Annotated in this window: 26 protein-coding genes and 2 pseudogenes; 19 read left to right on the forward strand and 9 right to left on the reverse strand. The window is 70.6% G+C overall.

What is annotated here, in order from left to right:
- Positions 1–652 precede the first annotated feature (652 nt).
- The 12 genes from AB0J90_RS16670 (at position 653) to AB0J90_RS16725 (ending at position 9,757) form a co-directional block, all read left to right on the forward strand.
- Positions 653–1,219, forward strand: coding sequence for a hypothetical protein (locus tag AB0J90_RS16670; protein WP_363596629.1), 567 nt, complete (start codon positions 653–655; stop codon positions 1,217–1,219).
- Entirely contained in the window at positions 1,213–2,115 is a 903-nt protein-coding gene (locus AB0J90_RS16675) for a hypothetical protein (protein ID WP_363596631.1), read from the forward strand. The genes AB0J90_RS16670 and AB0J90_RS16675 overlap by 7 nt, the downstream gene beginning before the upstream one ends.
- Positions 2,112–2,774 (forward strand): SAF domain-containing protein, encoded by a 663-nt coding sequence (locus AB0J90_RS16680; RefSeq protein ID WP_363596633.1) that lies wholly within the window; start codon positions 2,112–2,114, stop codon positions 2,772–2,774. Before AB0J90_RS16675 ends, AB0J90_RS16680 begins: the two co-directional genes overlap by 4 nt.
- Before the next feature lie 2 nt (positions 2,775–2,776).
- Positions 2,777–3,580 carry a ParA family protein gene (locus tag AB0J90_RS16685; RefSeq protein WP_363596635.1) on the forward strand — a complete coding sequence of 268 codons (804 nt, stop codon included), beginning with the start codon at positions 2,777–2,779 and terminating at the stop codon, positions 3,578–3,580.
- Complete coding sequence (locus tag AB0J90_RS16690; protein ID WP_363596637.1) at positions 3,570–5,177, forward strand: CpaF/VirB11 family protein; 1,608 nt, start codon at positions 3,570–3,572, stop codon at positions 5,175–5,177. Before AB0J90_RS16685 ends, AB0J90_RS16690 begins: the two co-directional genes overlap by 11 nt.
- An 85-nt stretch (positions 5,178–5,262) precedes the next feature.
- Positions 5,263–6,117: a type II secretion system F family protein gene (locus AB0J90_RS16695; RefSeq protein ID WP_363596841.1), complete on the forward strand. Its 855-nt coding sequence runs from the start codon at positions 5,263–5,265 to the stop codon at positions 6,115–6,117.
- Positions 6,117–6,983, forward strand: coding sequence for a type II secretion system F family protein (locus AB0J90_RS16700; protein WP_363596843.1), 867 nt, complete (start codon positions 6,117–6,119; stop codon positions 6,981–6,983). Before AB0J90_RS16695 ends, AB0J90_RS16700 begins: the two co-directional genes overlap by 1 nt.
- A 29-nt stretch (positions 6,984–7,012) precedes the next feature.
- Positions 7,013–7,219: a hypothetical protein gene (locus AB0J90_RS16705; protein WP_326562160.1), complete on the forward strand. Its 207-nt coding sequence runs from the start codon at positions 7,013–7,015 to the stop codon at positions 7,217–7,219.
- Between the two features lie 7 nt (positions 7,220–7,226).
- A complete protein-coding gene (locus AB0J90_RS16710) occupies positions 7,227–7,697 on the forward strand; it encodes a TadE/TadG family type IV pilus assembly protein (RefSeq protein WP_363596639.1) in 471 nt (156 codons plus the stop codon).
- Positions 7,698–7,699: 2 nt separating this feature from the next.
- Positions 7,700–8,182, forward strand: coding sequence for a TadE/TadG family type IV pilus assembly protein (locus AB0J90_RS16715; RefSeq protein WP_363596641.1), 483 nt, complete (start codon positions 7,700–7,702; stop codon positions 8,180–8,182).
- Entirely contained in the window at positions 8,179–8,604 is a 426-nt protein-coding gene (locus AB0J90_RS16720) for a hypothetical protein (RefSeq protein ID WP_363596643.1), read from the forward strand. The genes AB0J90_RS16715 and AB0J90_RS16720 overlap by 4 nt, the downstream gene beginning before the upstream one ends.
- Before the next feature lie 16 nt (positions 8,605–8,620).
- Positions 8,621–9,757, forward strand: coding sequence for a LysM domain-containing protein (locus AB0J90_RS16725; protein WP_363596645.1), 1,137 nt, complete (start codon positions 8,621–8,623; stop codon positions 9,755–9,757).
- Positions 9,758–9,884: 127 nt separating this feature from the next.
- Here AB0J90_RS16725 and AB0J90_RS16730 read toward each other — a convergent pair whose 3' ends face one another.
- Positions 9,885–10,736 (reverse strand): Rieske (2Fe-2S) protein, encoded by an 852-nt coding sequence (locus AB0J90_RS16730; RefSeq protein ID WP_363596647.1) that lies wholly within the window; start codon positions 10,734–10,736, stop codon positions 9,885–9,887.
- Between the two features lie 155 nt (positions 10,737–10,891).
- Here AB0J90_RS16730 and AB0J90_RS16735 point away from each other — a divergent pair, with 155 nt between their 5' ends.
- Complete coding sequence (locus AB0J90_RS16735) at positions 10,892–11,950, forward strand: NAD-dependent epimerase/dehydratase family protein (RefSeq protein WP_363596649.1); 1,059 nt, start codon at positions 10,892–10,894, stop codon at positions 11,948–11,950.
- An 18-nt stretch (positions 11,951–11,968) separates the two neighbouring features.
- Here AB0J90_RS16735 and AB0J90_RS16740 read toward each other — a convergent pair whose 3' ends face one another.
- Together AB0J90_RS16740 and AB0J90_RS16745 are read right to left on the reverse strand one after the other, a co-directional pair.
- Positions 11,969–12,385, reverse strand: coding sequence for a hypothetical protein (locus tag AB0J90_RS16740; protein ID WP_363596651.1), 417 nt, complete (start codon positions 12,383–12,385; stop codon positions 11,969–11,971).
- Positions 12,386–12,438: 53 nt separating this feature from the next.
- Entirely contained in the window at positions 12,439–14,919 is a 2,481-nt protein-coding gene (locus tag AB0J90_RS16745; protein WP_363596653.1) for a serine/threonine protein kinase, read from the reverse strand.
- A gap of 245 nt (positions 14,920–15,164) precedes the next feature.
- Here AB0J90_RS16745 and AB0J90_RS16750 point away from each other — a divergent pair, with 245 nt between their 5' ends.
- On the forward strand, positions 15,165–15,602 hold the full coding sequence (locus AB0J90_RS16750) for an SUKH-4 family immunity protein (RefSeq protein WP_363596655.1): 438 nt from the start codon (positions 15,165–15,167) through the stop codon (positions 15,600–15,602).
- Here the strand turns inward: AB0J90_RS16750 and AB0J90_RS16755 are convergent.
- Complete coding sequence (locus AB0J90_RS16755) at positions 15,590–16,192, reverse strand: CGNR zinc finger domain-containing protein (RefSeq protein ID WP_363596657.1); 603 nt, start codon at positions 16,190–16,192, stop codon at positions 15,590–15,592. The two genes, AB0J90_RS16750 and AB0J90_RS16755, sit on opposite strands and share 13 nt — an antisense overlap.
- 56 nt (positions 16,193–16,248) lie before the next feature.
- Between AB0J90_RS16755 and AB0J90_RS16760 the strand changes: the two are divergent.
- Positions 16,249–16,773: pseudogene (locus AB0J90_RS16760) on the forward strand (NAD(P)-binding domain-containing protein); the annotation flags it as partial.
- Between the two features lie 15 nt (positions 16,774–16,788).
- The gene (locus AB0J90_RS16765) at positions 16,789–17,199 is read left to right on the forward strand and encodes an NAD-binding protein (protein WP_363596845.1); all 411 of its coding nucleotides are present in this window, start codon (positions 16,789–16,791) and stop codon (positions 17,197–17,199) included.
- Positions 17,200–17,205: 6 nt separating this feature from the next.
- Here the strand turns inward: AB0J90_RS16765 and AB0J90_RS16770 are convergent, their stop codons facing one another.
- Positions 17,206–17,592, reverse strand: a complete 387-nt coding sequence (locus AB0J90_RS16770) for a DUF4259 domain-containing protein (protein ID WP_363596659.1) — start codon at positions 17,590–17,592, stop codon at positions 17,206–17,208.
- A gap of 169 nt (positions 17,593–17,761) precedes the next feature.
- Between AB0J90_RS16770 and AB0J90_RS16775 the strand changes: the two are divergent.
- Positions 17,762–18,520 (forward strand): annotated as a pseudogene (locus AB0J90_RS16775) (crotonase/enoyl-CoA hydratase family protein); the annotation flags it as partial.
- Between the two features lie 81 nt (positions 18,521–18,601).
- Here AB0J90_RS16775 and AB0J90_RS16780 read toward each other — a convergent pair.
- A complete protein-coding gene (locus tag AB0J90_RS16780) occupies positions 18,602–19,735 on the reverse strand; it encodes a DUF1996 domain-containing protein (protein WP_363596661.1) in 1,134 nt (377 codons plus the stop codon).
- Between the two features lie 328 nt (positions 19,736–20,063).
- Here AB0J90_RS16780 and AB0J90_RS16785 point away from each other — a divergent pair, with 328 nt between their 5' ends.
- Positions 20,064–20,396, forward strand: a complete 333-nt coding sequence (locus AB0J90_RS16785; RefSeq protein WP_363596663.1) for a hypothetical protein — start codon at positions 20,064–20,066, stop codon at positions 20,394–20,396.
- A gap of 26 nt (positions 20,397–20,422) precedes the next feature.
- On the opposite strand, the gene AB0J90_RS16790 is transcribed toward AB0J90_RS16785, so the two are convergent.
- Both AB0J90_RS16790 and AB0J90_RS16795 read right to left on the reverse strand, forming a co-directional pair.
- Positions 20,423–20,887 carry a hypothetical protein gene (locus tag AB0J90_RS16790; protein ID WP_363596665.1) on the reverse strand — a complete coding sequence of 155 codons (465 nt, stop codon included), beginning with the start codon at positions 20,885–20,887 and terminating at the stop codon, positions 20,423–20,425.
- 83 nt (positions 20,888–20,970) lie between these two features.
- Entirely contained in the window at positions 20,971–21,648 is a 678-nt protein-coding gene (locus AB0J90_RS16795; RefSeq protein ID WP_363596667.1) for a helix-turn-helix domain-containing protein, read from the reverse strand.
- Between the two features lie 105 nt (positions 21,649–21,753).
- Between AB0J90_RS16795 and AB0J90_RS16800 the strand changes: the two genes are divergently transcribed.
- Positions 21,754–22,485 (forward strand): SDR family NAD(P)-dependent oxidoreductase, encoded by a 732-nt coding sequence (locus tag AB0J90_RS16800; protein WP_363596669.1) that lies wholly within the window; start codon positions 21,754–21,756, stop codon positions 22,483–22,485.
- 82 nt (positions 22,486–22,567) lie between these two features.
- Here the strand turns inward: AB0J90_RS16800 and AB0J90_RS16805 are convergent, their stop codons facing one another.
- On the reverse strand, positions 22,568–23,059 hold the full coding sequence (locus AB0J90_RS16805; protein WP_363596671.1) for a type II toxin-antitoxin system PemK/MazF family toxin: 492 nt from the start codon (positions 23,057–23,059) through the stop codon (positions 22,568–22,570).
- Positions 23,060–23,175 lie beyond the last annotated feature (116 nt).

Genomic DNA, 23,175 nt, shown 5'->3' on the forward strand with positions numbered 1-23,175 from the left:
GGGGCGGGACGACCCGGTCGGGCCGGATCTTCGACAACACGGTGCGTAACTTCATGATCAGCCAAGAGCGATCTTCGATCGGCGCTCGCCGCTGGGTCACCGCCCGACCCGCACCCCTCCCGATGATCACGCGCGGCAGCCGACCACGCGCCGGTACCGGTACCGGACCGGGGTACGGAAACGGCCAGACCACCGCCATCCGCTGCATTTCGCAGTGCATCCGAACGTGCATCAGCACGCGCAGGGTGATCTACCAACGCGGCCCGGAGCCCGCGAGCGAGTCGATAGGTATCGACCATCATCAAAGGACCTCAATGGATATCAGGGCGGAAGATGGTGACCGTACGTGTTCTCTGCAATTGCCTCTGTTGCATCGTCGGCGGTCAGCCTATGCTCGCCCCTTGGGTGAAGCGCAACCGTAGGGTAAAACAGATCAACCAGCTCATCCGGCAAAGAATTGGCACATCGGTAAGATCCCGTTCAGATTGACACAAGTAAATGTCCGTACGGAGGCGCCGGGCTCGACACGAGCCGTCCGGGGCGGCCGTAACGTGCCCGCACCCAGCGGACACACACCCCTCACCAGCACAGACCGGTGAGACCAGCAAGCCGGTGTTGAGAAAGGCGAGCGGCGGAAAGGATGGACACACCGTTGCGCGCACAGCGATTGGGCAGGTTCTCCGCCGTCCTCATCGTGATCCTGTCGGTGGCCATGGGCACCGGCTGCGCGAAGGACCAGGGGCCGGCTGCACCGGCGTCTCTCGACGGCGCTCCCGCCGCGACACCCGATGCCGCGCCGGAGGCCGAAGCCGCCTCGAAGGCCGCACTTGCCGCCTATACCGGCTATCTGGACGCCTCCCGGGAAGCGGAGAAATCGGCTAACCCACTCCATCCGGCGCTCAAGAAGTATCTGGCCGACCCCCTGCTGACCCAGGTCCGGCTTGCCATTCGTGATGCGAAGGAGCACGGCGCGATGCGTACCGGCACGCTCATCTCCGATCCGCGAGTGACCGACGTACGGCTGGACACCGTCCCGGCCACGGCCTCGATCCAGGACTGCCTGGACGGCACCGGCTACCGGCTGGTCTACACCAAGGACAAGTCCGTCGTACCCGGCTCCACCAGCGGCCGGTACCTGGCCACCGCGACCGCGACGCTCTACTCCGACGGCCGCTGGCTGATCAGCGCCGGCACCGCCCACCAGGACCAGCCGTGCTGAGCCGGCGGCTGCTCACGGTCGGCGCGCTGGCGACCCTGCTGCTCGCCCTCGGACTCACCGGCTCCGCATCCGCCCGCGACCCCGGCGCCGAATGCCCGCCCTCGCACACCGACTGCCACGTCTGGGACGACATCCCCGGTAACCCCGGCGGGCCCGGTGGCGGCGGCCCGGGCGGTGGTGGCGGCGACGACGGCCCGGCCCGCAAGTGCGTACGCGACGGCGTCGCGGTCCCCTGCTACGACGACATACTCGGCTGGTTCAACCCGCAGGACGGCTGCTACTACAAAGTCGCCGAACCGCAGCCAGACGACGTGCCGGAAGGCAAGACCCTGTATCAGGCGAGCTGCGGCGGAGATGGCCTGATCCCGCGCCTGTTGGACGGACCACCCCCCGGCTTCGGCGCTCCCCCGGACCCGGCGGAGCTGGCCGCCGAACTGCTGGCCAGCCTCACCCTGAAGAACCCGCGCGTCGGAATCGCCCCGCATCCGAGCAAGGGAGCCGGCCTGGTCGGACTCCCGGTGTGGCTCTGGACCGATCCCGGGCCGGAGACCTGGGGGCCGCAGGTGAAGAGCAAGTCCGACCGCGGCGTCACCGTCGAAATCGAGGCCAGTGTCGAAAAGATGGTCTGGGACATGGGCAACGGCGACAAGGTGACCTGCCCGACCCACGGTCGGGCGTACGTCCCGGCGACCGACAAGGACACCAAACCGCCGTGCGGCTATGCCAACGGCTACAGCAAGCCGAGTGGCGACAGCAAGTACAAGGTCAGCGGGACCACGTACTGGGTGGTGCCGTGGCGTGTCATCGGCGGCGGCGCGAGCGGGACCATGCGTACCCAGCGGAACAGCGCCGAGGTGGCGATCGAGATCGACGAGCTTCAGGTGGTGACGAGGTGACCGTGGCACCCACCCGCAACGTGTCCGGGCCGGTCGACGCGCCCGTGGCACCGCCCAAGGTGGTCCGGCAGCGGCGGATCCGACCGGGCCTGCTCGGCCTGGCGGTCCTGCTGGTGGCACTCGGTGGGCTGGGGTCCGCCTTCGCGGTCACCTCGGTACGGGCCACCGGCAGCTACCTCGCGGTGGCCCGCCCTGTCCCCGTCGGCGCCATCCTGACCGCCGACGACGTGGTCCGGGTCGAGGTGGCCGGCGGGCAGGGTCTTGCACCGGTGGCCGCGGGCCGGCTCAACGAGGTGATCGGAAAGCGGGCGGCGGCCTCGTTGACCCCGGGCACCCTGCTGACGGCGGCGCAACTGACCGACAAGCCACTGCTCGGCCCCGGACAGCAACAGGTCGCGATCGACCTGGACGTCGAGGCCGTGCCGGCGAAGAAACTCCGCCCCGGCGACAAGCTCCTGCTGATCGGCCTACCCGACAAGAACAGCACCGGTGGCGCCGACGCCGCGAGCACCCGGTTCGAGACCACCGTCATCGACACCTCGCTCCCGAACAGCGGCACGGTCGTGATCTACCTGGCGCTCGCCGTCCGGGACGTGCCGTCGGTGGTGGCCCTGAATGCCAGTGACCGCATCGCGGTCGTCCTGACCGCGACGGCCTGAGCATGGCCGTCGTCGCCTTCGTCTCCGCCAAGGGCTCGCCCGGCGTCACCACCGCCGCCCTCGCCTGCACGCTCTCCTGGCACCACCGGGTGATCCTCGCCGAGTGCGACCCGTCCGGCGGCTCGGTGCTCGCCGGCTACCTCGGCGGGGCGCTCAGCGGCCCGCGGGGAATCGGTGAACTGGCCGTGGGCGAACTGCGCGACGGCAGCCTCGACAGCGCGTTCTGGTCCCAGTTGGTCGACCTCGACGCGCCGAAGCGGGAGCGGCTGCTGCTGCCCGGCGTGGTCGACCCTGCTCAGGCCGGTAGCGTCACCCCGCTCTGGCAGCGCTTCGCCGACTTCTTCAACGAACTCGACCGAGGTCAGCCGGCGTACGACGTGCTGGTCGACTGTGGCCGGTTGCAGGTGGTCGCGCCACCGTGGCCGGTGCTGCGGGCGGCCGCCATCGTGCTGGTCGTCTCCGGCGCCCGCCTTTCCGACATCTCCAGCACCCGCTCGACGGTCAAGGCAATCGAGCGGGACTTCGCCGAGCACCGGGTGCCGCCCGGCTCGCTTCGAGTGCTGCTGGTCGGCAACGGGCACAGCCGGGGCGAGGTGAGCAAGGCACTGGGCCTGCCGGTGATCGCGCACCTGCCGCACGACCCGCGTACCGCCGAGGTGCTCAGCCACGGCGGCACCGTACGGGCGAAGCGGCCGCTGATGCGCGCGGCCGGCGCCCTGGAGGTGCCGATCCGTACCCTGCTGGACCGCCGCCGGGCCCGACTCTCCTGGCCGGCCCCCGTCCAGGAGGTGCCGAATGCGGTTTGAGCCGGTCTCGCACGACCCACGCGGCAGGGAGAACGGTGTCACCTCGACGGTGCCGCCGATTCCGGCGAACGGCCGGCACCAGCGCCCGGCCACTCCCCTGGTCAACGGCAGCGCCCCGCCGGTCGGCGCCAACCCTCCCTACCCGGTCCAGGGTGCCCGTGTGCCGGGCACCGCCGCAGGCGGGACGGTGGCCCAGCCGCCGACCCAACGGCCACGGATCGACTTCGCGGTGGTCCGCGAACTCCGGCGCGAACTCAGCGAACGGCTGACCCTCTGGCAGCGCGGCCGTGAGTTCAGCGTCGACGAGGAGGACACCGAGCGGGCCCGGCTCGCGGTCGCGGTGGTCGGCGAGTACGCCGACGCTGCCCGCCGGGCCGGTACGCCGATGCACGCCAGCGAGGAGCGGAGCCTGCTCGACCAGGTCAGCGCCGAACTGGTCGGGTTGGGACGACTGCAGACCCTGCTGGTCGACAGCACCATCGAAGAGGTGCACATCCTCGGTTGCGACCTGGTGCGGATCACCCGGCACGGGGGCGGCGTCGACTGGGCCGACCCGATCGCGGACAGCGACGAGGAATTGGTGGAGATCCTCCAGGCCGCCGCCCGCCGGGCCGGCTCCACCGAGCGGTCACTGTCCACCTCGAAGCCGACACTCGACCTCCAGTTGCCCGACGGCAGCCGGCTGGCCGCTGTCTACCTGGTCAGCCACCGGCCGTACGCGGTGATCCGGAAGCACAACACGCTCGACGTGAGCCTCGACGAGATCGCCGGTGGCCGAGGCGACCTGGACGAGATGATCGACCTGCTGATCCGCGACTTCCTCCGGGCGTCGATGGCAGCCGGCCTGAACATCATGGTCGCCGGCCTGGCCGGTGCCGGTAAGACCACCGTGATCCGAGCCCTGATGGACGAGATCCCGGCGGACGAGCCGTACGTGGTGCTGGAGGAGAGCCGGGAACTGCTGCCCACCCGACGGGGGATCAAACACCGGGCGGTGATGAGCTTCGAGTCCCGCGAGGGACACGGCGAACGCGGAATCGACGGTCGACCGGCCGGCGAGGTGACCATCGCCGACCTGATCCCGCTGTCGCTGCGGATGGGCGTACTGCGGATCATCGTCGGTGAGGTCCGTTCCCGGGAGATCGTCCCGATGCTCCAGGCGATGACCACCAGCCGGGGTTCGATGTGCACCATCCACGCCCGTACGCCGGCCGGGGTCGGCGAGCGCATCATCGAACTGGCGCTCGCCCACGGCCGGGAGATGACCGTCGACCAGGCCCGCCGGATGGCCGGCAACGCGCTCGACCTGATCGTCTACGTCACGGTCGAGGACGAGACCGCGATCGGCGGTCGCAAGCACCGTTTCGTCTCGCACATCGAAGAGGTCATCGGCGCCGGTGAAACCGGTCGGATCACCACCACCACGATCTTCGGCCCCGGGCCGGACGGCCGCGCGGTCCCGAAGCACCTGCCAGAGCGGATCCGCGACCAGCTCCTCCGGATCGGGTACGACGCCCGCCTGCTGAGCCGCTACATCGAGGCCGGTACGGGCGCCTGGCGGCGTCCGCGACGGACCCGGCTGGGACGGCGCGGATGAGCGGGACCGTGCAGACGATCGGGGCGGCCCGGTGATACCCCTCGGCAACGTCGAACTGATCGCGGTGCTCGCCGGAGCGGCCTGCATGGGTGGGCTGGTCCTGCTGGTCGTCGCACTGGTCGGCACCACCAAGCCGGCCCGACCGCCCGGTGGTTCCGACCAGTGGCTGCGTCGCCTCTGGCAGGGTTCCGGCACCAGCCCCGCGGAACACCGCCGGCACCAGGCGCTGCTGGGCGTCGCTGGCCTGGTGGGCGTACTGGCGTTCCTGCTCACCGGGCTGCCGGTGATCGGTCTGCTGTTCGCGATCGCGGTGCTAGGCGTGCCATGGCTGTTCAACGCCGGCCGGGCCGAGCAACGGGTGATCGCCCGGATCGAGGCGGTCGGCGAGTGGACCCGCCGACTCAAGGACATGTCCAGCACCGGGCAGGGGCTGCAACAGGCCATCACCGCCACCGTCGCCACCGCGCCGCCGGAGATCGAGGAGGAGGTACGGCTGCTCGCCGCCCGACTCCAGGCCGGCTGGCTGGGCCGCCCCGCGCTGCTCGCGTTCGCCGACGAGATCGGCGACCCGGTCGGCGACCAGGTGGTGGCCGCGCTGATCCTGCACCTCTCCGACCGCGGCGAACGGCTGGGCGACGTACTCGGCTCGATCGCGACCGCGGCGGCGGCCGAGGTCGCCACCCGACGGGAGGTGGAGGCGAAACGCTCTCAACCCCGGTTCGCGGTCCGGTTCCTGAGCGGGATGACCCTGGCGGTGCTCGCGTACGGGCTGGTGAACCCGGCCTACATGCGCCCGTACGGCTCTCCGCTCGGACAGATCGTGATGATCGTCCTCGGCGCCTCGTTCATCGGGCTGTTGGCCTGGGTCCGGTCGATGAGTCAGCCGCCCCGCCCGGCGCGCTTCCTCGCCGCCCCGAAGCCGGAAGAGGTGCTCGCATGATCCTCAACTGGCAGCTCACGATCGCCGTGACCGGTGGCTCGGCCGTCGGCCTCGGCCTCTTCCTGATCGTCCGGGAGTCGCTGCCGGCCACCCCGGCGCTGGGGCCGGCGCTACGCCGGCTGCACCAACCGGCCGGCCCGGCCATCGGGCAGTCCAGCCGGAGCGACTCGGAGTGGCTCACCGGCGTCGCCCGATGGCTGAGGCCACCAACCCGCGACCTCGCCCTGCTGGGCCGGACGCCGGAGCAGTACGCCCTGTCGATCGTGCTCTCCGTACTGATCGGACTGGTGACCCCGGCGGCGGTTGCGGTGCTGCTCACCACGGTGGGCATCACCCCGCCGGTGGTGGTGCCGGTACTGGCGGCGGTGGGGCTGGCGGCACTGGCGGCGTTCATCGCACACCGCGATGTGCTCGCCAAGGCGAAAAATGCCCGGCGGGAGTTCAGCCGGGCGGTCTGCACCTATCTGGACCTCGTCGCACTGCAACTATCCGCGGCGCACGGGCCGGTGCAGGCGCTGGAACAGGCCGCCGCGGTCTGCGACGGCTGGGTTTTCGAACGGATCAGGGAAGCGCTGCGGTTGGCCCAGTTGCAGATGCATTCGCCGTGGGACGAAATCCGGGACCTCGCCGACGAAATCGGGGTGCCGGAACTCGGCGATGTCGGGGCCATCATGCAGTCCTCCGGATCCGACGGGGCGCAGGTACACGAAACACTCCGCCAGCGGGCCGACTCGCTGCGGGATCAGATCCGCACCGACGAACTGGCCCGGGCCGAGACGGTGACCAGCCGGCTCGACGTACCCGGTGCACTGCTCGTTTTTGTCCTCATCGGTTTCATCCTCTATCCCTTCGTCGCCCGCCTCTGAATCCGAACTTGCCAAGGAAGGAAAGAGCCATGTTCGTCTACGCCCACGTGTACGCCAGAAACCGGCTCGCGGAGCTTCGCGAGCAGGTCGACCGGGGTGACGGGCCGGTGCCCACCGCCGTCATCATCGTCGGCCTGGCCGTCATCGCGTTCGCCCTCATCGGAATAGCCACCACTTTCGTGGATGACTGGACCGGGAAGCTTCCCGGCCCGGACGACCCGTTCCCGGAGGACTAGTAACCCCATGCGTCGACGTCAGCCCGCACTGCCGCCCCCCACCGCCGAAGCGGTGGGGGGCGGCAGTGCGGGCTGCCCGCCCAGGGCTGGTATGCGCGGCGGCTCCGAACGGGGGGCCACCCCGGTCGAGCTGGCAATCCTGCTGCCGGTGATCTTCATGCTGTTGATGATGTCGATCCAGGCCGGCGTGTACTTCCTCGCTCGGGCGGTGGCACTCAACGCCGCGCAGATCGGTGTCAATTCGACCCGTACGCTCTCCGGCGACTCGGAGACGGTCGCCGAGGCGAAGGTATGGGCCTACATCAACGGCGCCCCGGACTGGCTCGTCGCGACCAGCGTCGACGTCGAACGGAACGAGGCGACGGGTGTCGCGACCGCGACCGTCCAGGGATCGGTGTTACAGGTGATGCCCGGGGTCAAGTTCACGGTCCGGCAGAACGCGCGGGGCCCGATCGAACAATTCACCGCGGGAGACTGAGCATGGCCGGACGGATCAGGGGCCGCTGGCCGGAACGCGGGTCGGTCTCGGTGGAGGTCGCGATTCTCGCCCCGGTCTTCGTTCTTCTCTTCGGCATGGCGGTGGTGGCCGGTCGACAAGCGATCGCCGAGAACGCGGTCTCGGCGGCGGCCCACGACGCGGCCCGCGCCAGCAGCATCTCGCGGACGGCGGATCAGGCGCAGGCGGCCGGCGCCACCGCGGTGACGGAGCGGCTGGCCGAGCAGGGACTGAACTGTGACCCGGCCGCCTCTGTCACGCTCTCGGGCAGGTCGGCCCTCAGCGATGGCACGAAATGGTCCCTGCAGGAGGCGTTCGCGCAGCCGCTCGGTGATCCCGTCTTCATCGTCGCCGAGGTCACCTGCGTGGTGTCGTACGAAGACCTGGCCGGGTTGGGGCTGCCGGCGCCGGAACCAGTCAAGGCATATTTCGTATCGCCGATCGACCGTTACCGGAGCCGAGGATGAGCGGGCGGTGGGACCGGGACGCCGGTCGGGTCAGCGCCTTCCTCGCGATCGCCATCCTGGCGATCTTCATGATCGTTGCCCTGTCGTACGACGGCACCCGGCGGCTCATGGCGCTGCAGCGCGCGCACAACCTGGCCGCCGAGGCGGCCCGCACCGGTGGCCAGGCGATCGACCTGGGCGCGGCGATCGACGGTGGACCCAAACGGCTCGACGAGGAAGCCGCCATCGCCGCCGTCAACGCGTACCGGGCCGCGGCCGGGGTCGACGGTCCGCCGCCGGTGATCGAGGGCGAGCCACCGGACCAGACGATCACCGTGACGGTCGAGTTCGACTACCAGCCGATCCTGCTCCGCGCGTTTGGCCAGGGTGCGGTGCCGATCACGGGCACCGCCACCGCCCGGCCGCTCACCGACGAACCGTAGATAGGGAGGCGACGTCATGCCCGCAGCGCGCGTATCGGCGGCCCGGCGTACCGGGCAGTTCCTCACCGGTTTCTGCTCGCTCCTCATCCTGGTCGGACTGATAGCCGGGGCGCCGATCGCGCTGTTGGCCTTCGCCGGCAACCCGCTACCAGATCACGTGCCGACGTTGGCAGAGGTTGGCAGCACGCTGACCAGCCGCGATGACGGGCAACTGTTCCTGCGGGCGTTGGCGATCGTCGGCTGGGTCGGCTGGGCGACGTTCGCGCTCTCCGTACTCGTGGAGTTGCCGGCCCGGATCCTGCGCCGGCCGGCGGTCCGGCTGCCCGGTATGCGCCGGCAGCAGCGGGCGGCGGCGGCCCTGGTCGGGGCGGTGGCGCTGATCCTGGTGGCCAGCCCGGCCGCGACCGCGGCGACCTCGGTGGCGGCCGGCACGGTCGCGACCGCGCCCCACTCACCGTCCGCCCGACCGGCCCTGGCGATCGCCGGCCCCGCAACCGCGACCACCACCGAGTACGCCCCGACCGCCTGGGCGTCGGCACCGTACGGTCGGACAGCGGCTGCGCCAGTGGCCGCCCCGGCTACCACGACCGCGGCGGCGCCCCGCGCCCTGGCCGCGCCGAACACCCCCGCCGACGAGCCTGCTCCGGTCTACCGGGTGGAAGACGGTGACTACCTCGGCACCATCGCGGATCGTTATCTCGGCGACTTCGAGCGCTACCAGGACCTGGCCCGGCTCAACGAGATCCGCAACCCGGACCGGATCAAGCCCGGTCAACTGCTGCACCTGCCGGCGGACGCCGCCGACCAGGGCATACGCAAGCACGCTACCGGTATGGTGGCGATCCCCCCGCCGCCCGGTGGACACACCGAGGCGCCCACGAACGGCTGGCCGACCCCGGAGAAGCCGCCCGCTCCTCCCGCCCAGCCCGCGCCGCAGCAGCCCCGCGAACCGAGTGAGGTCAGCACGTACGCGGTCGGGGCGTCCCGGGCAAGCGAGGTGAACAACCTGAACCGTCCGCTCGCGGTCAGTGCGGTGATCGCGGTGGCCAGCATCGTCGGCGCCCAGATCGGCGCGGTACTCGGGCTACGACGGCGGCCCGCGACCGGCACCCTGAACGACGCCGCCGACGGCGGCCGGCACCGACGCGGCTGAGCACCGCAACGGCCAGCCCGCACGAACGCAGCCCAATCAGCGCCGCCCAATCACCGCAGCCAATCGGCGCAGCCCAATCATCGCAATCGAATCAGCAATCGAATCAGCATCGGGAGGACAGCACCGGTCAGGGCATCCGGATTTCCAGCACGCCGCTCATGATCCGGGTCGGCAGGGTCTGCTGGTCGGTGGCGGCCGGCCCGTGGACCACCTCGCCGTTGTCCAGCCGGAACGTGCTGCCGTGCCAGGGGCAGACCACGCAGACGTGTCCGTCGACCTTGGTCACGTCACCGGCGCCGAGGGGCCCGCCCTGGTGGGCGCAGTGTTCGAGCATCGCGGTGACGTTGTCCCCGTCGCGGTAGACCAGCACCGGAATATCGTTGATCTTCCGGGTCACCAGGCTTGCCTCGGGCAGGGCGGCCAGGTCGGCGACCGGGTGCCAGCCCTCGTCCATCCGGTGTAGTTCGGACACGGCCTGGTTGACCCCGGCGCCCATCTTGTACGCGAGGTGCCCGCCGAGGAACGCACCGCCACTCGCGGCCGAAAGCCCGGCCCAGCCGAGGATCCGACCGATGCCGTGCAGGCCGCTGAGCCGGGCGCCGAGCGAGCTTCCGTAGAGCGCCAGTCCGACCACGTTGGCCGCGGCGTGGACCAGGCCGACCCGGCGTTGCGACTGGGAGAGCGAAGCCCAGTCGTTCCAGCCGGCGAGAGCCGCCGGCAGGGCGCCGAACGTGCCGATCGCGACCAGCGCCGTCGAGGCCTTCCGCTGGTTGGGCAGCAGGTCGAGGATCGCGCTGGCGGTCCAGGCACCGACCGGCACCTGCACCAGCACCGGGTGGAGGGGATGGCCCAGCCAGACCCCGTGGAGAAGGTCGCGCATCCACCGCCGGGGCAGCGCGGCCCAGATCCCCCGCTGGATCTGATCGCCCGCCCGGTCCAGTGCGGTCGCCTGCTCGAGTTTCGTCAACACCGCTCGCATCCGCGCCGGATTCCCCGATCTCCACCTGGCAAACCGGGCTTGTCCGCCTGATCCCGGCACGTCCACCGCCGAGTGCCGGTACGCAACCAACCACCTGCGCGGCGTCGAGGCTTCACGCATGGGCATGACCGGGCAGCGGTCGGGTAGAGGTTGACATGAGGATCGCCATCACCGGAGCCACCGGCAACGTCGGCACCGCCCTCCTGCGCCGGTTGGCCGGCGAATCGGACATCGAGCTGGTCGGCATCGCCCGGCGTCCGCCGCCGGACGAGGCCGGTGCGCCGTACGCCGGGGTGCGGTGGTACGCGTTGGACCTCGGCGAACCGGACAACCTTCCCCGGTTGACCGACGCGCTGCGCGGGGTCGACGCGGTGGTGCACCTGGCCTGGCAGATCCAACCCAGCCACCGTCGGGTGCTGCTGCGACGTACCAATCTCACCGGCACCCGGCATCTGCTGCGGGCGATCGACGAGGCCGGGGTGGGCACGCTCGCGTACGCCTCCTCGTTCGGGGCGTACGCCCAGGGCCCGAAGGACCGGCGGGTGACGGAGAGCTGGCCGGCGACCGGGATCAGCGGTTCTGGCTACAGCACCGACAAGGCGGCGGTCGAGGCGTTGCTCGACGGGGTGGAACACGATCACCCCGAGCTGCGGATCGTACGGATGCGACAGGCCCTGGTCTTCCAGCGCGACGCGGGTGCCCAGATCAGGCGGCACTTCATCGGCCGGATCGTGCCGGTCGGCTGGCTGGGCTCGGGGCGGCTACCGATCATCCCCCGGAACAAACGGTTGCGCGCCCAGGCGGTGCACGCCGACGACCTGGCCGAGGCGTACGTGCAGGCGCTGCGCAGTGACCGGGAGGGCGCGTTCAACATCGCCGGGGAACCGGTGCTCGACGGGCCGGTACTGGCTCAGGAACTGGGCGGCCGGAGTATCCCGGTGCCGATCTTCCTGCTCCGGATGCTCGCCAAGGCGGCGTGGCGGCTGCGGCTGCTGCCCACCGAGCCGGGCTGGATCGACCTCACCGCCGGGGTGCCGCTGATGGACTGTTCGCGCGCGGAGCAGGAGTTGGGCTGGCGCCCCCGGCACGACGCCCGGGAGGCGGTACGGGACGTCCTCGGTGGCATCGCGGTCGGTGCCGGCACCAGCAGTACGGTCCTGCGACCGGACCGCCGCGCCGCTTCCGAGCCCCGGCGCCGCCCGGCGACCAGCTAGCCCCGGGGCGACCGGGGATCAGGTTAGGTCGGCTTCGTCGTCTGCGATGGGGCCGGGCAGTTCGCCGGTGCCGTACGGGTCGAGCACCTGACGTACGCGTCGACCCCAGCGCTCGTGTGCGGCCTGGCGACTGATGCCGGCGGCCCGTGCGATGAGTTCCCAGGTCACGCCCCAGCGGCGGAGTCCGATCAGGCTGCCCATCGGGTCGATGCCGGTTTTCAACTCGATCCGGAACCGGAGAAGTTGGGCGGCCACCTCGCGTTGGGCGCCGACGGGGCTGTCCTGCTCGGCCTGCCACTGCTCGGAGCCGGGTACGGGTCGACCGCCGAGCAGCAGGTCGGCCTGCTGGCTGGCCTCGTTGGCCGCCGCATGCTCGGCGGCCAGGGCTGCCGGTGCCACGTCGACGGTCAGCGCGACACTCATCAACTGATCCACTACGTCAAGGTATCCCTGACGCGGCCGACTGTCCACTGTTTAACCCATCCGAGTCAGCCCAGGCGCCACTTCTGGTTGGGCGCGCCGGTGCAGTCCCAGATCTGCAACTGGGCGCCGTTCTCAGGATTGCCGTCGAGCACGTCGACACACTTGTCGGCCCGTACGTTCACCAGGTCGGCGGAGCTGTTGAGGGTGAAATCCTGGGAGGCGCCGCCGTCGCAGTCGGCGAGTTCGACCGCCGCGCCACTGATGGTCGACCGGTCCGAAACGTCGAGGCACTTGCCCAGCGAGCGGACCGTACCGTCGGTGGGAAAGGTCCAGAGCTGGCCAGGGGGCTGGTGACAGTCCCACATCTGCACCCCGACGCCGTCGGCGGCGACGCTGTCCGGGATGTCGACGCACCGGCCGCTGCCGACGTTGACGATCGAATTCCCCGCCGGCACGTCACTCGGCCTCGGCGGCGGTGGCGGCAACGGCGGCTGCCCGTGATCCCCGTTCTGCCCGCCCTGGCCGGGCGGCGGCTGTCCCGGCGGACCGGGCTGTCCCGGCGGTGGGCCACCCGGCCGACCCGGCGGCGGACCGCCCGGCGGCGGCAAGCCGTGGAAACCGTCCACGATCAGGGCGAAGGCACCCCTGCTGGTCGCCCACTCGGCGTCCGTGGTGGTCCAACCGATGGTGTACGCCTGGCCGTTGAAGCTCACGAACGTACGGCTGATCGCATGCGTCAGCACGCCGTTCTCGGCGGTGTACGTCCACTCTCGTTCCGCCGCCCGTACGTGGTAGTTGATCGTGCCGAGACGGATCTGGCGGTAGTCGGGGTACCGCCCAGCGTCCCGTTCCGCCTGGTCCCGCGCCTTCAACTCGGCGACCAGGTCCGACTTGATCGACCGAAGTTCCTCGATGGCGAGCACCCGGCTACCCTCCGGCTCGCGGAACTCGATCCGGTCGCCGTCACGATGCGACTGCCAACCGTCCGGCACCGGCACGGCCAGATTGGGGCTGTCCCGGTAGTAGTGCCAGCCCGCGGCCGGTGGCGGGACAACCCTGTTCATCGACGCCTCGGAGACGCCGGACGGGCTGGTGTTCGGCTTGGTCGACGAGTTCGGATCCGGCTCACCGTCGAGGAAGCCGACCGATTCCCCGTTGATAAGCGACGCGGTCACCCCGAGTACGAGCAGCAACACCGCCGTCAGCGACCCGATCAGCAAGCGGCGCCGTCGCCGGACCGGCGTGGAATCCGCCGCCGCACCGACCCCGGCGTCGGAGACACCGGACTGGGACGGCATGACCGACGCCGCAACGCCGGCTGGGAGCGGAGTGCCCGTCGAACCGGCTGGGAGCGGAGTGCCCGTCGAACCGGCTGGGAGCGGGGTGCCCGTCGAACCGGGTGGGGGCGGGGTGCCCGTGGAGCCGGGTGGGAGCGGAGTGCCCGTCGAACCGGGTGGGGGCGGGGTGCCCGTGGAGCCGGACCCGGTGACCGGGCCGGCGACTCCGGCCCCCGTGGTCACTCTCCCTGGGCCCTGGTCCGGGTCCACCCCACCGGCCGAGCCGGAGGTGTCGGCGACGAACTCCGGCACGATCGGCGGGCGCGGCCGCCCGGTGGAACCACCCGAGCCACCCGAGCCCGGCGAGCCGAGCGAGTCGATCGAGCCGGCTGGTCCGCCTAGGTCCACCGCTCCGAGCAGCCCGATCGGGTCGACCGGGTCGACGGCGTAGTACGCCGTTGCCCGGCGGAGCAGACGATCCGCCTCCTCGGCACCGAGCCGCTGCTCAGGGTCGCGGCGCAGCAGCCCTTCGAGCAGCGCGGTCAGCAGGCCCGCGCGCTGGGGCGGAGGTGGCAGTTCGGTCGCGAGCGCGGCCAGGGTGGCGATCGCCGTCGACCGGTTGTACGGCGTACGTCCCTCCACGGCGGAGTAGAGGGTGGCGCCGAGCGACCAGAGGTCGGCGGCCGGGCCGACGATGCCGTCGGTGGCCCGTTCCGGGGCGAGGTACGCGGGTGAGCCGAGCACCATGCCGGTACGCGTCACGTGCGGGTCGCCGGGCACCGTGGCGAGGCCGAAGTCGGTCAGCACCACCCGACCGTCCTCCGCGAGCAGTACGTTGGCCGGCTTGACGTCACGGTGCAGCAGTCCGGCCCGGTGCGCGGCCCGTAGCGCGGCCAGCACGCCCAGTCCGATGTGGGCCACCCGGGGCGGTGGCATCGCGCCCTCGGTCCGGAGCACCTCGTGCAGCGACCGGGACGGTACGAGTTCCATCACGATCCACGGGTCTTCGTCGGCAATGAGCACGTCGAAGATCCGTACGACGTTCACCTGGTCGAGACGGGCGATCGCACGTGCCTCACGCAGGGAACGTTCGCGCATTTCCCGGCGCTCGTCATCGGTCAGTCCGGGTGGCGGCACCAACTCCTTGATGGCCACATCGCGTTCGAGCATTTCGTCGCGGGCCTGCCAGACGCGACCCATGCCGCCCTGCCCGAGCGGCCGGACAAGCCGGTATCGGTCGGCGATCAGCCGCTGGGGGGTGTCGGGCACGACAGGACGGTACCCGTCGGTGTTATAGCTCCCCATTTTCGGGGCGGCCGGATTGTCGACAGTCGGAAAGCTCACAGCGTACGGGTGTCACTTTTCCGATCAACGGCTCGACCATCCCACCCGCATGATCTAGAGCGCATCAAAGTGATCACAACCCGATCGACTTCCGACGATTTCAAAACCGAGTCCACAGTGGACCAGGGCTACCCAGGCCCGGTGGTACGGCTGTGCCATGCTCCTACACCGTGCTATCCGACGAGACGATCATGGACACCCTGGCCGCGCTGCGGCCGATCACGTACACGAAGGTGCCCGTCGAAGGGCGCTGGTTGCCGTCGCCGTTGCCCGAGCTCACGATCGGCGAGCGGGTGGTCGCGGTGCTGTGCGAGGACCCGGACGTGGCCCGCCTGGTGGTCGACCGTGCCGACGGGACGGTCCTGATCACCACCGAGGACGAGCCGCCGGCGCTGGTCAACCGATCGCTGGAAAAGCTCGTCGAGGCGGCCGGGATCTACTCCCGAGCGAAGCGCCGGGCCCGGCGGATCGACGAGGACGACGACGAGGCGCTGGAGGCGCTGGCCGTCGCGACCGCCGACCAGATCGGCAAGATCGACCCCGATGCCGTACGCGACGAGAACCAGCTCTGGGCGGTCGCCGCCGAGGAACTCGGTTACGGCCTCTGACCCGCATCCACCGCGTGCTGCTGGCGGTAGGTGGCCTTCTTGCTCCGGTTGCCGCAGGTGGACATCGAACACCAGCGACGGGTGGCGGCGGGTGAGTCGTCGAGGAAGACGCCCCGGCAGGTCGGCGCGGCGCAGCGGCGTACCCGAAGGGGTGAGTTGCCGATCGCGTCGACCGCGTCGCGGGCGATGTCGGCCAGGATCTGGTCGATCGAGGTCGCCCGGATCCGGCTGTACGGCTGACCCGGCCCCGCCACCACGAGCTGCGGTACGGCACCGGGCCGGCCGGCCCAGTCGTTGACCAGCGCCACGTCGTCGCCGTCCGGCTGCTCGGCCAGACTCACCGCCCGACCGGTGGCGTAGATCGCCTCGCGCAACGCCAGGGCGGGTCCGAGGGCGGCCGGCGGTGGGCCGGCGGGATCGGCGAGCTGTGCCTCGACCGCCCAGAGCAGCAGGGCGTCGACGCTGGTCAGCCGCTCGATCGGGGTCGCCGAGCCCCGGTCGCCCAGCGTCGCGCAGTACGCGAACGCGAGCCGGCCGTTGCCCCAGCGGAAATTCTCCGAGCGTTGCGGACGTCGCCAGTCACCAACCATGGAACCACCTTAGCCGGTTCCATGCGCTAGTCTCGTCCCGCCGGTGGCCGGTAACCCGTCGCGATCGGTGTGGGCGGGGCCGCCCGTCGACACACCGGATCGCCGCGACCAGGAGTGTGACCAGCATGAAAATCGGATTTGTCGGACTCGGCGCCATGGGCAGTGCCATGGCCGGGAACCTGCTCGACGCCGGCTACCCGGTCCTGGTCTGGAACCGGTCTCCCGAACCGGTCCGGGAACTCGCCGCGCGCGGCGCCACCGCCGCCACCGAGCTGGCCGAGGTCTTCGGCTCGGAGGTGGTGATCAGCATGCTGGCCGACGACGCCGCCGTGATCGAGAATCTGCTCGACGACCGGCTGTTGGCCGCGGCGCCCGCAGGAGCCGTGCACGTCAACATGGCCACCGTGAGCGCCGACCTGGCCGGCAGGGCCGATCGGCAGCACCGCGCCCACGGGCTGCACTACGTCGCCGCGCCCGTGCTCGGGCGTACCGAGGTGGCCCGGGCCGGCAACCTGACCATTCTCGCTGCCGGCGACACCGCCGCCATCGCGAAGGTGCAACCGCTGTTCGACGTACTCGGTCGCCGGACCTGGACGGTGGGTGACCAGCCCGCGCACGCCAACCTGGTCAAGATCCTCGGCAACTACCTGATCGCCTGTTCGATCGAGGCGCTGGCCGAGGCCACCACGGTGGCCGAGGCCGCCGACCTGGACCCGACGCTCCTGGTCGACATCCTCACCGAGGGCTTGTTCACCGGGCCGGTCTACCAGGGTTACGGGGCGATGATCGCCGCCCGGGACTACCAGCCGGTCGCGTTCAAGCTGGCGCTCGGCCGCAAGGACGTCGATTTGGCGCTGGACACCGCGCGCTCACACCGGGTCCCGCTGGCCTTCGGCAGCGTGCTCCGCGATCTCTTCACCGAAGCTGTCGCCCACGGCCAGTCGGACCAGGACTGGGTAGCGGTCACCGAGACCACCCGCCGCCACGCCGGCCTCGACCGCGGCTGAGCCCGGTCAGTCCCGGTCGGCGCCGGCCTGCCGGCGGGCCTCGGCGGCCAACCGGTCGAAGGTGCTGACCAGCGTCGCCCGCCGCTGCGTCACGTAGTCGCCGGTCGGCTCCAGCTCACCGATGCTGTCGTCCCAGACGGCCAGGTAGCGCTGCTTCCAATCGGCGATCGTCTGCTCCGACGGCAGCTCGACGCCCACGTACCGCTGCTCCGACAGGAGGCAGAGCAGTTCCAGATTGCACGGTACGGCGACACCCCAGTATTCGTCCGGCTCGATCTCGACCGGATCCCCGGACATCGCCTGCGCCACCTCGGCAACCAGTCGACCGGTGACCATGCCGAGATGGTCTGCCGCGGTGTCGCTGTCGAAGTTGCCCCTGCCCCAGCTACCCACCCCGGCCCTCCTCCACATCGCCCGGAATACCGCTCGGTCCCGGCGACACTACTGCCTCGGCGTGCTCACCGCTGGTCCCCCGACCCCGCAGGACGGAGCACACGGGCGCGACCTGGGCAAAACCGCGCGGTCGGTTCCGCAGCCGGCGGGTCCGGGGCATCCTGGACCGATGGTCGTACGGGTGGAACGCAACGGTCCGGTGACGACAGTGGTCCTCGACCGGCCGGAACGCCGCAACGCGGTCGACGGGCCCACCGCCCGTGCACTTGCCGACGCCTTCCGAGCCTTCGACGCGGACCCGTCGGCCTCCGTCGCCGTGCTCTGGGGCACCGGCGGCACGTTCTGCTCCGGCGCCGACCTGAAAGCCATGGGTACGCCGAGCGGCAACCGGGTCGAACCCGACGGCGACGGGCCGATGGGGCCGACCCGGATGCGACTCGGCAAGCCGGTGATCGCCGCCATCTCCGGGTACGCGGTCGCCGGGGGACTCGAACTGGCCCTCTGGTGCGACCTGCGGATCGCCGAGTCCGACGCGGTGCTCGGTGTCTTCTGTCGACGCTGGGGAGTGCCCTTGATCGACGGTGGCACCGTCCGGCTGCCCCGGCTGATCGGCGAGAGCCGGGCGATGGACCTGATCCTGACCGGGCGCCCGGTGCCCGCCGTCGAGGCGTACGAGATGGGGTTGGTCAACCGGCTGGCCCCGCCCGGCGGTGCGCGAGCGGCGGCGGAGGAACTGGCCGCGCAGCTCGCCGAATTTCCACAGACCTGCCTGCGTAACGACCGGCAGGCGCTGCTCGCGGGCGCCGGCCAACCGGAGCCGGCCGCGCTCGCCACCGAACTCGGGTACGGCATGCACTCGCTGGCCGCCGACGCGGCTGCCGGTGCCGCCCGGTTCGCCGCCGGCGCCGGCCGCCACGGCGAGTACGCCGCAACGACGACGACGGCGGCCGGTCAGCCCCGATCGGGGAGAACCGTGCCGCCGTCGCCTGGAGACGTAGTGCCGCGATAACTAGAAGTTACCGGCCGAGTTGCACTTCACGCCCTGGTCGAGGCAGTTACGAACCCGTGCGGCGAGCGCGTCGTCCTCCCACGCGTTGAAGAAGTCCGCGTGCATCGAGAACGAGGTGCCGGACGCGAGGGTGATCCCGTCCGTGTTGGCGCTCAGCGGGTACGAGATCACGAACGACACCGAGGGGACCGGTACCGGGTGGCTCTTCGGGCAGGCCCCGGTGTGGTCACCGTTGGCCATGTGCGCCTTGTGGTCCGGGCTGTCCAGGTGCTTGCCGTCCCAGCAGTCCGGGAAGGTGATCTGGCGGACGATGTGCGCGGTCTTGGCGCAGACCGGGAAGGTTCCGTCGGCGCTCCGGCCGACCTCGCCGCCGATGCCGGCGCACCAGAAGTGGTTACCCTGCTTGTCCGGGGTGTCGACCTGGTTCTTCGCGTCACCGACGATCATGCGCAGGCCGAACGGGAACGGCTGGGTCTTGCTCGGGTCCTTGAGGCGGGAACCGTAGTAGACGGTGATCTCGTCGGGGTCGACGACCTTGCCGTTCTGGAGCATCGTCGGCACCCAGTAGGCCGAGTGGTCCTGCGGCGAGTTGCAGGTGGTGGCGGTGGCCGCCCGCAGCGACTCCGCGGTCGAGTTGGCGTTCGTCGACTTGTTGCCCCAGAACGTGTGGTTGTGCGAGGCACCGGCCAGGTTCGGCAGCACGATCGGGTCGTCGCTGTTGTGGTGGCTGGTCGTACAGCCGACGTTGAACTCGGGCACCTTGACCGGGTTGCCGGTCACCGGCTTGGGCTTGCGGGCGAAGAACGCCGCGGTCGCGGCGGCCTGCGCGGCCGGGTCGATGGTGATCCAGCCACCGACCGAGGTGGGCGGGTTGGTGCCGGTCGGCGGGGTGGCCGACGTACCCGGGGCGCCCGGGGTGGCCGAGGCGCCCGGAGCGCCCGGCGTCGCCGAGGGGCTGCCCGGGGCGCCGGTCGTCGGCGCCGAGGGGCCGGTCGAGCCCATGCCGGCGTCGCCGGACGGACCGGACGCACCGGGGGTGCCCGGCAGTTCCTTGCATCCACCGGCGAGCGCGACGCTCAGCAGCAGCAGCGCGGTGACGGAACGACGTTGTCTGGGAGTGGGTCGCAAATTCATGTGGGGGGCACACCTTTCTTCCGAGAACGAAGACTACGAGCGCACCCCCACTGACTTCGAGTCGGAACGATTATTTCTCCCTTAAGTCTCCCTTAGCGTTTGCCGGATCGGCTTAACGGAGCCATCGAGCTGTCGTATCAATCTCATTTCCCTGATTTTTTTCTAAAATCCGTAATCGGCGCTCGGCCATCGACTCCACAGTAAGGTCGGCTCTCTTAGCCGACCGGCACTCGACGTATTAGCGGACGCGGGCCCGTAGGCTTCCGGGCGGTCACGGCGGACGGCTGTCGTGACGACGGCCGTCGTGTCGGACGCGGAGGAAGTGACTGTGGCGCAGACGAGCAGGATCTGGCGACTGTACGCCGGAGACGAGCTACTGGGCGACCTCGTCGTCGACGGCGGAGACTTCCCCTGGCTGCACGCCCGGTTCGAGTCGCTGCCCGCGTACGGGCGGTTCCGGGCGCTCTTCGAGGAGGACATCCGGCTGCTGAACAGCGCCGACGAGGACGTACCGGCGCAGGTGGCCTCGTACGAGGCGATGCGGGCGGCGGGTATCGGACTGGTCGACCCGGACGGCTTCCGGGTGCCGGAGTTCCTGCTGCACGTCCGCGACGAGCAGGCATGGTGGCGGTGGAACGACGAACCGTTCGACGACGACTGACGTCCGGCGGCCGATGCCTGCCACGGCTACAGACTGGTCTGGCCCTTGCGCAGTGGGACGACATGTTCGTGTCGACCGTTGCCGTCGGTCCAGGTGAGCTTCGCCTGGTAACGCCGGACACCGTGATAACGCTTGTCCCGCGCGGCAAACTGCACCGGATAACGTCCGCCGCCGTCGAGCCGGTCGAGTGGGAACTCGTCCTCGTCGACCCCGGCGAGATCCACCACGCGCCCGTCGGTGTCCATGATGACCAGTCCGACGCGCAATGCCGATGCCGGTCCCTGGTTCCACACGACAAGGTTGTAACCGACCTGCACCGGCTCCTGCCCGTCGCCCAATGACACTTTCGCGAATGCCACGTTCCAATGGAAGTACGCGGTGACCCGCGCGGTCTGCACGTCCTCGCGCCGATGCCGATAGGCGACGTACGCGGTGAGCGCGGAAACCAGCAGCGCCGCCATCGCGACCACCAGACCGAGCCAGGTTGCCACGGCCTACTCCCCTCGCCCGACGCACCGGCCCTCCATGAAACCAGTTCGGGTCGATCCTGACCGGTCCTGAGTGGACCGGCTGCTCACCGGGGCTTGCGTTCGCCCAGGTGGAGCATTGCCTGGTGCACCTGTTCCGGGGTGAGCGGTTCGACCGGGAGCGGGTGGGCGGCTTCGGTACGCAAACCGTCGAGGACGAGGCCGATGGCCCGACGCCACGCGTCGGGGGCTACCTCCGCGGTGGCACGGACCAGGACCTGGGTCGACCAGAAGATCAGTGGCAGGTCCTCGGGCGTGAAGTCGGCGCGCAGCGCGCCCGCCCGCTGTGCCCGTTCGACGATCTGCCGACCGTGGTCCACCTGGCCCGAGCAGAGCGCCAGCAGCTGTTCGGCCTCGGGGAACCTGCGGGACACGACGTCGTTCAGCGCCGGATCGGTGGCCTGGAGTTCGGACAGCTCGGTGACGTACTGGGCGAAGCCCTGCCACGGGTCGGCGCAGGCGTGGGCGCGGGCCGCGACGGCGTCGAGCCTGGCCGCCACCAGTCCCGGTACCACCGCGTCGATGAGCGCCTCGCGGGTGCCGAACCGGTTGTAGAGGGTCCCGGTGCTGACCCCGGCACGCTGGGCGATCTCCTCCAGCGGCGCGTCCAGTCCACGTTCCCGGAACACGTCCACCGCGGCGGCGGTCAGCTTCTCCAGGTTGCGCTGCGCATCCCGGCGCAATGCCGGCTTTTGCGCCGCATCACCCGCTTTGCCCGTGCTCACCAGTACCCCCAAATGCCCAACTTGACGCATGCCTCAAGTTAGGTGCTACCGTTGCCCCGAACTTGAGGCACCCCTCAAGATATCTCTTCTCCAAAGGAGCATCCCATGTCCAAGGTGATAGCCGTCTTCGGCGCCGGAACCGGCCTCGGTGTCGCGGTCGCCCGCCGGTTCGGCCGCGAGGGCTACCGGGTGGCGCTCGTCGCCCGACGCAGGGAACGGCTCGACACCCTGGTCGAACAACTCGCCACGGAGGGCATCGAAGCGGCCGCCTTTCCCGCCGACCTCACCGACACCACCGCCGTACCCGCCCTGATCGCGGCGATCAGGGCCCGCTTCGGCCGGATCGACGTCATCGAGTACGCCCCGATCGGGGTCACCGGCTTCACCCCGGCAGCCGAACTCGACGGCGAGAAGCTGACCTCCCTCGTGCACCTCTACCTGCTGACGCCGGTCGAGGTGATCCGAGCCGTGCTGCCGGAGATGACCGAACGCGGCGACGGGGCGATCCTGGTCGGACACGGACTGTCGGCCGCCCGGCCGATGCCGTACCTGAGCGGCGTCGGCCCCGTGATGGCCGCGACCCGCAACTACCTCTACTCGCTACACGGCGAGCTGGCCGACCAAGGCGTGTACGTCGGCACCCTCGCCGTCAGCGCACTGATCACCGGCAGCGAGGCACACCAGGCCTTCGCCTCCGGCAACGTCGCGATGCCCGACGGCATGGAACCACCACTGGTCAGCCCCGACGACCTCGCCGACCGGTACTGGGAGATGTACGGCAAGCGGGACCGGGTCGAGCAGATCCATCCGCCGATCGACGCCGCGCCGGCAGCCTGAGCGAGTTCTTCCGTACGGCGGCGGTGGCGGTGCCAGCGACCGTCTTCACCCCTCGTCAGGCAGCCAGGGTGCCGTGCCGTCGTCAGCGCCAGCCGTAGCCGGCACGCAACGCCTGGCAGACCCGGTCGAACCGGCCACGGTCGAGCACCGCACCCTCACGCCGGATGCTGTCCTCGCGCATCGTGAGCACACGGTCGAGGCGCAGGAAGCTCGGCCGGTTGTCGCGATCCCACTCGCCGGGGCCGAGGGCGAACCAGTTCCGCTGGCCGTGGCGCTCGCTCTGGCTGGACAGCATCAGGCCGTAGAGGGTCCGGCTCTGCCGCCCGACCACCAGTACGGGACGGTCCTTGCCCTGGCGGGGGTCGTCCTCGTACGGCACCCAGGTCCACACGATCTCGCCCGGATCGGCCTGCCCGTCCAACTCCGGCGCGTACGTCAGCTCCCGCCGTTGCAGCGCCGCGAGCTGCCGCCGACGTGCGACCTGGGCGGGGGTGGGTTGGCCGGGAACCGGGGCGGGCCCACGCCTGGCCATCCGACCGACCCTGGCCGCCACGCCCCTCAAGAGATTCGCCACGGCGGCACCTTACTCCTGCCGGTTCGGAGCTGCGCGGGTCCGGTGTGGCCGGACTGCGGCGAACACTCGAAGCCGACGCAAACAAATGCCCGGCCAAATGCCCGGCCCTTCGGGCC

The sequence above is a fragment of the Micromonospora sp. NPDC049523 genome (genome assembly GCF_040676775.1).
Classification (GTDB): Bacteria; Actinomycetota; Actinomycetes; order Mycobacteriales; family Micromonosporaceae; genus Micromonospora_G.